Annotated in this window: 8 protein-coding genes; 6 read left to right on the forward strand and 2 right to left on the reverse strand. The window is 42.1% G+C overall.

Features of this window, described 5'->3' with window-relative positions:
* The first annotated feature begins 238 nt into the window (after positions 1–238).
* The 6 genes from tkt to OO007_RS03800 all read left to right on the forward strand — a co-directional run bounded on the left by tkt (position 239) and on the right by OO007_RS03800 (position 8,390).
* Positions 239–2,239, forward strand: coding sequence for a transketolase (gene tkt / locus OO007_RS03775; protein WP_325807802.1), 2,001 nt, complete (start codon positions 239–241; stop codon positions 2,237–2,239).
* 88 nt (positions 2,240–2,327) lie between these two features.
* Entirely contained in the window at positions 2,328–3,326 is a 999-nt protein-coding gene (gene gap / locus OO007_RS03780) for a type I glyceraldehyde-3-phosphate dehydrogenase (RefSeq protein WP_325807803.1), read from the forward strand.
* A 162-nt stretch (positions 3,327–3,488) separates the two neighbouring features.
* The gene (locus tag OO007_RS03785; protein ID WP_325807804.1) at positions 3,489–4,670 is read left to right on the forward strand and encodes a phosphoglycerate kinase; all 1,182 of its coding nucleotides are present in this window, start codon (positions 3,489–3,491) and stop codon (positions 4,668–4,670) included.
* 55 nt (positions 4,671–4,725) lie between these two features.
* Complete coding sequence (gene pyk, locus OO007_RS03790) at positions 4,726–6,174, forward strand: pyruvate kinase (RefSeq protein WP_325807805.1); 1,449 nt, start codon at positions 4,726–4,728, stop codon at positions 6,172–6,174.
* 128 nt (positions 6,175–6,302) lie between these two features.
* Positions 6,303–7,367, forward strand: coding sequence for a class II fructose-bisphosphate aldolase (gene fba / locus OO007_RS03795; protein WP_131904679.1), 1,065 nt, complete (start codon positions 6,303–6,305; stop codon positions 7,365–7,367).
* Between the two features lie 213 nt (positions 7,368–7,580).
* Positions 7,581–8,390, forward strand: coding sequence for an ankyrin repeat domain-containing protein (locus tag OO007_RS03800; protein ID WP_325807806.1), 810 nt, complete (start codon positions 7,581–7,583; stop codon positions 8,388–8,390).
* A gap of 103 nt (positions 8,391–8,493) precedes the next feature.
* Here the strand turns inward: OO007_RS03800 and OO007_RS03805 are convergent, their stop codons facing one another.
* A complete protein-coding gene (locus OO007_RS03805; RefSeq protein WP_325807807.1) occupies positions 8,494–10,068 on the reverse strand; it encodes a SpoVR family protein in 1,575 nt (524 codons plus the stop codon).
* Positions 10,065–11,357, reverse strand: coding sequence for a YeaH/YhbH family protein (locus tag OO007_RS03810; protein WP_325807808.1), 1,293 nt, complete (start codon positions 11,355–11,357; stop codon positions 10,065–10,067). Before OO007_RS03810 ends, OO007_RS03805 begins: the two co-directional genes overlap by 4 nt.
* Between the last annotated feature and the right edge of the window lie 44 nt (positions 11,358–11,401).

Raw genomic sequence — 11,401 nt, forward strand, 5'->3', positions numbered from 1 at the left:
TCGTTAAACGTTGAATTGCAACAGAATGTGCCATCTGTCCCTTTCAACTATAGTAAACATCAGATTTTATAACGTGTTTTATCTTATATGATTAAAGTATAACTCCAGTTAAATAATAGATTTCTATGTGGCTTATGCACCTAATGAAAGGTTTAAGCTATACAGAAATATATTATCGATACTATTTTTAAACCTGATTAATACTGATTTAAAGCTAACACAATCTAAGGAGAGCTTAATGTCTAATCGCGCAACTCTGGCTAACGCCATCCGTGCCCTTACCATGGACGCCATACAAATTCCTAACTCTGGCCATCCTGGTGCACCGATGGGAATGGCAGATATCGCCGAAGTACTTTATAACGACTTTATGAAGCACAATCCAACTAACCCAAACTGGGCTGACCGCGATCGCTTTATTATGTCTAATGGACATGGCTCTATGTTGCCGTATTCCGTTCTTCATTTAACGGGTTATGATTTATCTATTGATGATCTTAAGTCTTTCCGTAAATTACACTCTAAAACACCGGGTCATCCAGAATATGGTTATGCGCCAGGTATAGAAACAACAACTGGTCCATTGGGTCAAGGCATCACTAATGCTGTTGGTTTTGCATTGGCAGAAAAAGTCATGGCAGCGCAATTCAACAAAGACGGTCATGAAATTGTTGATCACAATACTTATGTATTCCTGGGTGATGGTTGTTTAATGGAAGGCATTTCTCATGAAGCGTGTTCATTAGCGGGATCATTTGGTTTAGGTAAAATGATTTGCTTCTACGATGATAACGACATCTCTATCGATGGAAATGTTGATGGTTGGTTTATCGATGATACGCCAAAGCGTTTTGAAGCATACGGCTGGCATGTACAATCTATTGATGGACATGATCCAGAAGCAATCAAAGCAGCAACACAAGCAGCGATTGATGCATCTGATAGACCTTCGCTTATTTGTTGTAAAACAGTCATAGGTAAAGGAGCACCAAATAAAGAAGGTGGACACCATGTGCATGGTGAAGCGCTAGGCGCGGAAGAAATTGCTGCTACCCGTAAGAATCTGGGTTGGGATTATCCTCCGTTTGAGATTCCAGCAGAAGTTTACGCAGGGTGGGATGCAAAAGAAGCCGGTACTGTGGCTGAAAACGAATGGAATGCTAAATTCGCAGCATACAGTGAAGCATATCCTGAAGAAGCATCAGAATTTGAACGCCGCATGGCCGGTGAACTTCCAATTGGTTGGGATGAATTTGCGGCAAAGGCAATTGCAGACATTAATGAAGCTGCACCAACTCAAGCAACACGTATCTCATCAAAAATGTCATTAAATGCATTCTCACCGATGCTACCTGAGCTACTCGGCGGTTCTGCCGATTTAACACCATCAAATAACACCTTTAGCGAAACCAGCGTTAAGATTAACGATAACAATGGTTCTAAAGAGATGAATTTCGCTGGAAACTATATCTCTTACGGTGTGCGTGAATTTGGCATGTCAGCCATTATGAACGGCGTTACATTACACGGCGGATTGGTACCTTACGGTGCAACCTTCCTGATGTTCTCAGAATATGCACGTAATGCATTACGCATGGCAGCATTAATGAAGATTCAAAGCATCTTTGTGTACACCCATGACTCAATTGGATTAGGTGAAGATGGTCCGACTCACCAGGCTGTTGAGCAAATTCCTACACTACGTATGATTCCTAATATGTCAGTTTGGCGTACTTGTGATGCTGTCGAAACTGCTGTTTCATGGAAACATGCAATCGAAAGAAATAATGGGCCTACCACATTAATCTATTCTAGACAGAACCTTGCACACCAACCTCGTTCAGCAGAACAAATTGCTAATATCGAAAAAGGTGGCTATATTCTGGTGGATACTGATGGAACGCCTGATGCCATTGTCATCGCAACAGGTTCTGAAGTAGATCTAGCCGTAAAAGCAGCTGAAGCCTCTGATAAAAAAGTACGTGTTGTATCAATGCCTTCAGTTGATATGTATGAAGCGCAAGATGATGCTTATAAAGAGTCAGTATTACCCGCTGCTGTAACCGCTCGCGTAGCAGTAGAAGCAGCGATTATGGACGGATGGTGGAAGTACGTTGGCACCAACGGTAAAGTCATCGGCATGACGACTTTTGGTGAATCTGCTCCAGCACCTGACTTATTTGAATATTTTGGCTTTACGGTAGACAATGTAGTTAACGCTATTAACGAAGTAGCCTAAACAAATTATCCAATACGCCCCGATTTAACCGGGGCGCTATTGTTTTTATCTTTTATCAATTTTTTTATATTTTTCTGAGGAGAAACCCATGACAACAAAAGTCGGCATTAACGGTTTTGGACGTATCGGACGTATGGTATTTCGTGCGATCAAAAAAGACTTTCCTAGCCTTGAAGTAGTTGGAATCAATGACTTGCTTGATAACGATTACCTCGCATACATGCTTAAGTATGATACGGCTCATGGACGTTTTGATGGTGAAGTAACAGATGTAGATGATAGTTCTTTCACGGTTGATGGTAACAAAATCCGTTTAACAGCTGAACGCAATCCTGCGGACCTTAAGTGGGGCGATGTTGACGTAGACGTGGTTCTTGATTGTACTGGATTCTTCCTTACTGAAGAAAGCTGTCAGGCACATATCGATGCTGGCGCAAAGAAGGTTGTTCAATCTGCGCCTTCTAAAGACGGTACACCAATGTTTGTATACGGTGTTAACCATGACGAATATGACGGACAAGCGATTATTTCTGCCGCTTCATGTACTACTAACTGTCTTGCGCCAGTGGCTAAAGTTATTAACGATAACTGGGGTCTTAAGCGTGGTTTGATGACAACTGTGCATGCTGCAACAGCTTCACAGAAAACCGTTGATGGTCCTTCAACAAAAGATTGGCGTGGTGGCCGTTCTGTATTTGAAAACATTATCCCATCTTCAACAGGTGCTGCTAAAGCAGTAGGTGTTGTTCTTCCTGAGCTTAACGGCAAACTGACTGGTATGGCTTTCCGTATCCCATCTGTTGACGTTTCTGTGGTTGACCTTACTTGTGAGCTAGACAAGCCAGCAAGCTACGAAGAAATTTGTGCGGCAATCAAAGAAGCATCTGAAGGTTCTATGAAAGGCACGTTACAGTACACAGAAGAGAAAGTTGTATCATCAGACTTCCGTGGTATTAGCGCTTCTTCTATCTTTGACGCTGGCGCTGGTATTGCACTAGACGACACATTCGTTAAAGTCGTTTCATGGTACGACAACGAGTATGGTTACACTTGTAACATGCTTCGTTTGGTTGATCATATCGCTTAATAGCATTGTTTATTTGTGGGTATGCCTAGCATACCCACAGATTGCTTAAATAAGCAGGCTGGTCTGCCTTTCCTAAAAAAGCCCTTGTAAGTAGGGGGGTGGCTTTAGATACCTTGCTAGTTTCTTTATTTAATCAATCTAAAAATTAATAGGAGATTCTCTGTGTCTGTAATCAAAATGACTGACTTAGACCTTGCTGGCAAGCGTGTTCTTATTCGCCAAGATCTCAATGTCCCCGTTAAAGATGGCAAAGTAACATCTGACAAACGTATTCGTGCATCGTTACCAACCATTCAAAAGGCACTTGCAGCAGGTGCCAAAGTCATGATCATGTCACATTTGGGTCGCCCTACAGAAGGCTCTCCTGAAGAAGAGTTTTCACTAGCACCCGTTGCTAAACATTTAGGTGGACTGCTCGGCACCGATGTTCGATTAATCACTGATTATCTAGAAACAACACCAGAAGTCGCTAACGGCGAAGTCGTTTTATTAGAAAACGTACGTTTCAATAAAGGCGAAAAAGCCAATGATGAAACACTATCAAAACAATATGCAGCACTTTGCGATATCTACGTAATGGATGCATTCGGTACTGCACATCGCGCTCAGGCTTCAACGCACGGTGCTGGTCAATTTGCACCTACTGCAGCTGCGGGCCCTTTACTGGCTGGCGAATTAGAAGCCTTAGGCAAAGCACTGGATAATCCAGCTCGCCCAATGGTGGCACTGGTTGGTGGTTCTAAAGTATCGACAAAATTAACGGTTTTAGAATCTCTATCAAAAGTTGTAGATCAATTAATCGTTGGTGGTGGAATCGCGAATACCTTTATTGCGGCTGAAGGTCACAATGTTGGGAAGTCACTGTACGAAGAAGATTTGGTAGAAACTGCCAAAAACCTAAAAGCTGCGGCACAAGCAAACGGTGGTGACATTCCGGTACCTATCGATGTGGTTTGCGGTAAAGAGTTTTCAGAAACGGCAGAAGCTACCGTCAAAGACGTTAGCGATGTCTCTGATGACGATATGATTTTTGATATCGGCCCAAAATCAGCGGCAGAACTTGCTGACGTCATTAAAAATGCTGGCACAATCGTTTGGAATGGTCCTGTGGGTGTTTTCGAATTTGACCAATTTGGTGAAGGCACTAAAGCGATTGCAATGGCGATAGCTGAGTCAAAAGGCTTCTCCGTCGCTGGCGGTGGTGACACACTGGCAGCAGTTGATAAATATGATATTGCAGATAAAGTTTCATATATTTCTACTGGTGGCGGTTCATTCCTTGAGTTTTTGGAAGGCAAAAAACTACCTGTGGTTGCAATGCTAGAAGAACGAGCGAAGGGTTAATATTTTAGTAATGAAGTCACTTTATAATCTGATTTTTTACTAGCATATATTAATCATGAGACGAACTAAGATAGTAGCAACAATGGGGCCGGCAACGGACACTCCAGAATCTGTTGAGGCAATGATACGTGCAGGCGTAGACGTTGTACGAATGAATTTTTCTCACGGCGAGGTCGAAGACCATATCCGTCGTGTAAAAATGGTCCGGGATATTGCTGATAAACTGGGTTGGTCTGTCGGCATTTTAGGTGACTTACAAGGACCTAAAATTCGTATCGATCGTTTTGTAAACGATAAGGTTACCATTATCGCTGGTGACTCATTTATTCTCGATGCGGCACTGGATAAGTCATCAGGAACTACACAGCGTGTAGGCATTGCTTATAAAGATCTGCCTAATGACGTTTACAAGGGTGATGAACTGTTACTCGATGATGGCAGAATTGTGTTAGCCGTCACGGATGTAATCGGAGAAGAAATTCACACCAAGGTCTTGGTTGGTGGTGACCTTTCTAATAATAAAGGCATCAATAAACGCGGTGGTGGTATCTCAGCTGAAGCGTTAACGGAAAAAGACAAAGAAGATATAAAAACAGCTGCCAAAATAGGCGTTGATTTTTTAGCGGTATCATTTCCAAGAAGTGCAGCAGACATAGAGTATGCTCGATTATTAATGCAAGATGCTGGTGGAGATGCCGCGCTTGTCGCAAAAATTGAACGAGCAGAAGCAGTAGAACAACCTACTTTAGACGACATTATTAGTGCATCTGATGTGATCATGGTTGCCAGAGGCGATTTGGGTGTCGAGATTGGTGACGCTAATTTGCCTTTGATGCAGAAAAAGCTGATCAAACGTGCGAGAAACCTCAACTGTGCGGTAATTACAGCAACACAGATGATGGAGACAATGATTGATAATACAATTCCGACAAGAGCGGAGGTATTTGACGTCGCTAATGCCGTAATGGATGGCACTGATGCAGTAATGCTATCTGGCGAAACAGCTGTTGGTAAACACCCGGCAAAAGTTGTTTCTGCGATGGCTAATATTTGTATAGAAGCAGAGCAATCTACTTCACAGAAGAAATCCAGGCATCGTATTGGCAAGCGTTTCCAGCGAATTGATGAAGCCATCGCCATGTCGACAATGTATGCCGCAAATCATATGGGTGTGAAAGGTATTGGTGCCTTAACTGAATCTGGTTCTACAGCACTATGGATGTCTCGTATCAGCTCGGGAATTCCAATATATGCCATGACTACGCATAAGAAAACCTGTCGTAAAGTGAGTATGTATCGTGGTGTTTATCCTGTTTGGGTACATGAACCTTTAAGTGATCCATTGCAGGCTAATCGCATAGTAGTTGAACACTTGGTGGTAGAAAAAATAGTAAAAGATGGTGATTTGGTGATTGTCACAAAAGGCGATTTACTAGGAACAGGATCAGATGGCGGCACCAATCAAATGAAAGTAATTCGAGTTGGAGAACATCACAACGGTTAAACCACTTGAAGGTTGTTTTTGCTATTTATATAACAAACGCACCAAACTGTTAAAGCCAGTTAAAAAGACATTATTCTGATTAACTGATTCGTAATTTTATAAGTGATTAAATAGTAAAGGAGATTTCAATGGCCCTGATTTCGATGAGACAACTGCTAGATCATGCAGCAGAAAATGGCTACGGTATGCCAGCGTTCAACGTGAATAACATGGAGCAAGTACATGCGATCATGCAAGCAGCGGATGAAACAAATTCACCGGTTATATTACAAGGTTCTGCAGGTGCGCGCGCTTATGCAGGCGAACCTTTCTTACGCCATTTGATAACTGCAGCGACTGAAATGTATCCACATATACCTGTTGCTATGCATCAGGATCATGGCTCTGAACCTGCAGTATGTTTACGTTCCATTCAGTCTGGTTTCACCTCGGTGATGATGGATGGATCGCTAGAAGCAGATATGAAGACTCCAGCGAGTTTTGAATACAATGTCGGTGTTACCAAAGAAGTGGTAAAAATGGCGCATGCTGGTGGTGTATCTGTAGAAGGCGAATTAGGTTGTTTGGGTTCTCTAGAAACCGGTGAAATGGGCGAAGAAGATGGTCATGGCGCTGAAGGCAAACTCGACATGGACATGCTACTCACTTCGGCTGAAGAAGCAGCTGATTTTGTTAAAGCGACCAATGTTGATGCATTAGCAATCGCTATCGGAACCTCACACGGTGCTTACAAATTTACCAAAGAGCCTGATGGAGATATTTTACGCATCGATCGAATTAAAGAAATCCACGAGCGTCTTCCTAACACGCACTTGGTAATGCACGGTTCTTCTTCGGTACCTCAGGATTGGTTAGAAATCATTAATAACTATGGCGGCGATATGGGCCAGACTTATGGTGTACCTGTTGAGGAAATCGTTGAAGGTATCAAAAACGGTGTTGCAAAAGTTAACATCGATACAGATTTACGCATGGCGTCTACGGGTTCTATCCGTAAGTTCATGGCAGAAAACCCATCTGTATTTGATCCACGTAAATTCTTGAAAGAGTCTACCAATGCGATGAGACAGATCTGTAAAGCACGTTTCGAGTCATTCGGTTGTGAAGGTAATGCGTCAAAGATTACACCGATTTCATTAGATGTAATGTCACAGCGTTATGCATCTGGTGAGTTAGACCAGAAAGTGACTTAATTTCTTAAGTTTCACAAGTCTATAAAAAGGGTGCTTTTAGCACCCTTTTTTAATGCCAAAAAAAGTGCCTGTAAGTAGGGGGGTGAACTATTTAAATCAATGTACACCCTTAGTAAGCGTATTTAAAAAGATAACTGCCTAATCATCAAGCAACTGATTTTTACTATTTATCTTATAATCAATAGATAAGACGTGCTTACAAAGGAACTTAAAATGAAATGCTCTAACATCGCTTTATACACAGTGGTCACCACTACTTTCCTGGTAAGTAATCTATCAGCAAGCGCAAACTCTGAATATGCCTACGATATGTCTGATATTGGGGCCCTGCAAAGCGAGTATCAAAAGCAACTCAAAAAACCAAAAGCAGCTCCAGCCAAAAGAATGGTAAAGAAACCACCATCGAGACCCGTGACAAAATCATCACAGTCGAACCAGAGTTTCAATGAGCAGGTGCGTCTGTTAAATGCCCAACAGCAATCACGAAAACAACAGCAATTAGCAACGCGCAAAAAGCAATTACAGCAGCAAACTAAAAAGCGTCAAATGCAGCAGCTACAACAGAAAAAAACAAATTTCCAACAAAGACCTGTGCAAACGTCTCAAAATCGACTTGCGCCAAGAGCACCAGCAGCAACCCAAGCACCTGCACCGACATCCAATGAATTATTTGATGCGGCTAGTAGAGGCGATGTGCGAACTATTGGTCAATTGATAAATCGTGGAGTGAATGTAAATTCAGGAAATTCAGAGAGAGAAACTGCGCTGCACATGGCGGCTGCAAAAGGACATTATTCCGCAGTCATCTACTTAATCAATCATGGGGCAAACATTAATGCCCGAACAGTTAATAACTGGTTACCGATTCATCATGCTACACGCTTTCGCCACGCTCAGATTGCTAACTATCTAAAGCAGCGTGGATCGTCTCCTTATGCTAAAACATCAGATGGATTGAGTGCAATTGATATGGCTAAAGCGACCAATGACAGACGAATTCTTGGCGCATTCGGTGTTCGTTAGAATAAGCGATTACGACTAATTCTATTGCCACCCCCCCACTTTGGGGCATATTTTTTAAACGAGAATAGATCAGTTAACGTTAGTCATTATTACTCAAGTAATGCTAAGCGTAAGTCGAATAGCTCGTCACGGTTTCTCCATTTTCATCCACTGAATTTAGTTTGACGTCGTAGCCCCATAACTGGCGAATATGTTTTACGACTTCAGTCGTTGCAGGCCCTAATGGTCTGCGGTTATTCATATAGTGATTTAGGGTTAGGGTTCTATTCCCAAGAATATCAACATCAAAAACCTGAATATCTGGTTCTCTATAACTAAGGTTATATTGTTGTGATAATTGATCACGGATTTGTTTGTAACCTTGCTCATTATGAATCGCTTCTACACCAATCGTCTCTTGCGAGTCGTCGTCATTCAAATGGAATAATTTAAAATCACGCATGACTTTCGGAGATAAAAATTGCAGTACAAAACTCTCATCTCGATAATTGCGCATTGCATTATGTAATGTTTCTAACCAGTCGCTACCTGCAATATCCGGGAACCATTCATAATCTTCTTCTGTGGGGTCTTCACATATCCTGCGAATGTCTTGCATCATCGCAAAACCCAAAGCATAAGGATTAATACCTGAATAATACGGGCTATCAAAATCTGGTTGTGCCACAACACTCGTATGCGACACCAAAAATTCCATGATGAAGCCTTCAGAGACTAATCCTTCATCATAAAGCTCATGCAAAATGGTGTAATGCCAGAACGTCGCCCAGCCTTCATTCATGACTTGTGTTTGTCGTTGTGGATAAAAGTACTGTGATATTTTTCTTACGATTCGAACTATTTCGCGCTGCCAGTTTTCAAGTTTTGGCGATGTTTTCTCAATAAAGTATAAAAGGTTTTCTTGTGGGTCTTCTGGAAAACGTTTTTTCTTTGCCACTTTATCTTTTTCTTCGGGCAATGTTCGCCATAGGTCGTTGATATGTTTCTGAATATATTCTTCGCGTTCTTTCTGACGTTTTTGTTCTTCAACCACCGAGATTGGAGTAGGGCGCTTGTAACGATCGACCCCGTAATTCATCAGCGCATGACAAGAATCCAGTACCTTTTCTACCTCTTCAACACCGTATCGCTCTTCGCATTTTGCGATATAACCTTTGGCAAATAACAGGTAATCAATGATTGCTTCAGCATCTGTCCATTCTCTAAAAAGATAATTTCCTTTGAAAAAAGAGTTATGACCATAACAGGCATGCGCTATCACTAACGCCTGCATTGTCAGCGTGTTTTCTTCCATCAAATAAGCGATACATGGGCTGGAGTTAATCACGATTTCATAGGCTAATCCCATACGTCCGCGTTGATAATCCTGTTGCGTACTTAGAAACGATTTGCCGTAAGACCAATGATTATAGTTAATCGGCATACCGACTGATGCATAGGCATCCATCATTTGATCTGAACGAATCACCTCTATCTGATTCGGATAAGTGTCTAGCTTGAATTTCTCCTTAGCGATACGGCTGATTTCTTTGTCGTATTTTTCGAGTAACTCAAAAGTCCACTCAGAACTTGTCGAAATATAGTTCTTTTCGTTATGAGGTCCATGAGGTTGTGCGGGTTCTGAACGACCATCTACATCAAATTTGGAAAACGGTGTTTGTTTGTTGGTTTTACTCATGTCCGAAGCCCCTCTTTTTTAAACAGCTCACGGAACACTGGAAAAATTTCACTGTTATTTCTTACTTTGCTCAACGCAAAACTATCGTTAAAGCTCTCTTTTAAATCTGTGTATAGACGCCACAATTCTTGTGGGTCTTGTTCCCCAATTTCTATATAAGTGAAGTATTGAACAGCGGGTAAAATTTGCTGTGTCATTAATTCATGGCACTTGGCGGTATCATTTTGCCAGTTATCACCATCAGATGCCTGAGCACCATAGATATTCCATTGATCAGCAGGATAACGTTCTTTGATAATTTCATTCATCAGTTCCAGAGCACTCGAGACAACCGTTCCACCTGTTTCACGAGAATAGAAAAAATCCTCTTCGCTCACTTCTTCCGCTTTAGTGTGGTGACGGATAAACACGACGTCTATTTTTTCGTAACTGCGATGTAAAAACAGATACAGCAAATAGAAAAAACGTTTGGCGGTGTCTTTGATTTCCTGAGTCATAGAACCGGATACGTCCAACACACAAAACATCACTGCCTTTGGCGAAGGCTGTGGAATCTTCACGCGTAGATTAAATTTCAGGTCGAACTCATCGATATAGGGCAGCGCATCCAGGCGGGCTGTTAATGAAGCAATTTCATCTTCCAGCAATAACTTTTTCTTTTTTTGCTCTTCATCGTAGGGCTTGGGTGTGGCTTCCAGAAATTCAGCAAGCTCCTCTCGCAACTCTCTGCGCTTCCTTCTTTTTTTACCTCCCAATGCTATTCGACGAGCTTGTGCGCTGCGCAAAGAACGCACCACATTCACTTGATTGGGGCTACCGACTTCGCTGATTCCGGCGCGTTTATAACTGAATGAATCATCCGTACTCAATTGCAGTTTGATCATATTCGGCAAGGCCAGATCTTCAAACATGAACTCTAAGAATTCTTCCTGGGAGATCTGAAAAACGAACTCATCTTCACCTTCGCCGGAATCTGATGCTTCGCCTTCACCAGATCCTCCTTCACCTCCTTCTGGTCGTTTGAATCGATCACCCACGACGAAATCTTTATTGCCCGGATGAACAATATTTTGGTTGCCACCTTTACCATGGCTAAAAACTGGCTCAGATAAATCCTTCTTGGGGATGCTGATGCTATCCCCATTTTCCATATCTTCTAACTTACGCTCATTTACTGCGTCGGAAACAGCCTTGCGTATTTGCTTTCGATAGCGCTTTAAAAAGCGCTGACGATTAACCGTGCTTTTATTTTTACTGTTGAGCCGGCGATCTACGATGTAAGATGACATTTTGTCTCCGTTAGTTTGCTTCAGTTTCCTTAGCTTTTCATGGT

Source organism: Cocleimonas sp. KMM 6892 (genome assembly GCF_035798195.1).
Lineage (GTDB): Bacteria > Pseudomonadota > Gammaproteobacteria > Thiotrichales > Thiotrichaceae > Cocleimonas > Cocleimonas flava.

Bases quoted from the DNA above. Each gene is read 5' to 3' on its own strand.
- tkt (WP_325807802.1), top strand. From the start codon at position 239: ATGTCTAATCGCGCAACTCTGGCTAACGCCATCCGTGCCCTTACCATG.
- gap (WP_325807803.1), top strand. From the start codon at position 2,328: ATGACAACAAAAGTCGGCATTAACGGTTTTGGACGTATCGGACGTATG.
- pyk (WP_325807805.1), top strand. From the start codon at position 4,726: ATGAGACGAACTAAGATAGTAGCAACAATGGGGCCGGCAACGGACACT.
- fba (WP_131904679.1), top strand. From the start codon at position 6,303: ATGGCCCTGATTTCGATGAGACAACTGCTAGATCATGCAGCAGAAAAT.
- OO007_RS03800 (WP_325807806.1), top strand. From the start codon at position 7,581: ATGAAATGCTCTAACATCGCTTTATACACAGTGGTCACCACTACTTTC.
- OO007_RS03805 (WP_325807807.1), bottom strand. From the start codon at position 10,068: ATGAGTAAAACCAACAAACAAACACCGTTTTCCAAATTTGATGTAGAT.
- OO007_RS03810 (WP_325807808.1), bottom strand. From the start codon at position 11,357: ATGTCATCTTACATCGTAGATCGCCGGCTCAACAGTAAAAATAAAAGC.